The organism is Salinimicrobium oceani, from assembly GCF_012037645.1.
Map to the genome: position 1 here is coordinate 1 of NZ_JAAVJR010001327.1, position 325 is coordinate 325.

A 325-nucleotide genomic window follows, 5' to 3' on the forward strand; every position below is an offset into this window, starting at 1 on the left:
ATTAACTAAGAATTATTCTTAATAAGCTCATTCTAAAAAGAATATGACACTCATCATATTTCCTGCTGTGGAATGAATTTACATTTGAGTCAATATCCACACCTTTTAGTTCTACCTGGAAGGTTTCAAAATCTTATGTATGATAACAGCAGAAAAACCCAGAACCCAGGCCGAAGCTCTTGAAGCCGTAGTAATTCGCTTTGTGGGAGATTCCGGCGATGGAATGCAGCTCACGGGTACCCAGTTTTCTGACACCTCGGCCATGTTTGGTAACGATGTGGCGACTTTCCCAAATTATCCCTCGGAGATCAGGGCCCCACAGGGT

At 42.8% G+C, this 325-nt stretch carries 1 protein-coding gene; it reads left to right on the forward strand.

From position 1 onward, the window contains the following. Positions 1–139: 139 nt before the first annotated feature. Positions 140–325, forward strand: a 186-nt coding sequence (locus HC175_RS22045; RefSeq protein ID WP_168139999.1) for a hypothetical protein, incomplete at its 3' end; no start/stop codon positions are given.